Genomic DNA, 555 nt, shown 5'->3' with positions numbered 1-555 from the left:
TGACCAGGTACTCACTTTCAATTGAGCGCCTGGTCTTTATTTTGGTGACTTAATAATAAATTTTCAACCTGCGTTTTGATTGCTTGGTTGGCATATCGAAGAACAACATCATTCCCTGCAGTCGCTACATGTACATCACTAAAGTATTCGTCTATCTTTTCCCACTTCACGACTCTGATTTTAGCTTTGGCTAACAGCCTCTTTGAGTTGTAATAATCTTGTGTTATGTCCTTTAGAAGCTTTTCGAGGATTGGCAAGTAGACCTTACTCATTTTTAGATTTTCTATCACTTTGAAATCACGCTGTAATGATTGAATCGCCATATCTAAAATCACAAACTTATGAAATAATTGACGTTGTTCAATATTCAACATACAATCCCACTCCCATACAAGAACATCCGTTTGCTTATTTTAGAACAGTTGTTTGTATTTTGACAAGGAATAATTTGTGGAAATAAAAAAAGCCCAGGCTCAAATTATGAACTGAACCCTATAAAGTAGACAGTTTAATAAAAGACCATTTGCTACATTAAACAGCGATTAAATGACTTCG

The 555-nt window shown here is 35.0% G+C and carries 1 protein-coding gene; it reads right to left on the bottom strand.

The annotated features are described in order from the left end of the window. Positions 1-17 precede the first annotated feature (17 nt). Positions 18-374, bottom strand: coding sequence for a YhjD family protein (locus AC3WSK_RS26535; RefSeq protein ID WP_427484882.1), 357 nt, complete (start codon positions 372-374; stop codon positions 18-20). Positions 375-555 lie beyond the last annotated feature (181 nt).

The organism is Lysinibacillus sp. EB271-A1-10B, assembly GCF_058791335.1.
This window is presented reverse-complemented; position numbering and strand designations above follow the sequence as displayed.

Excerpts from the sequence above, each read along its gene's own strand:
- AC3WSK_RS26535 (WP_427484882.1), bottom strand. The coding sequence starts at position 374 with ATGTTGAATATTGAACAACGTCAATTATTTCATAAGTTTGTGATTTTA.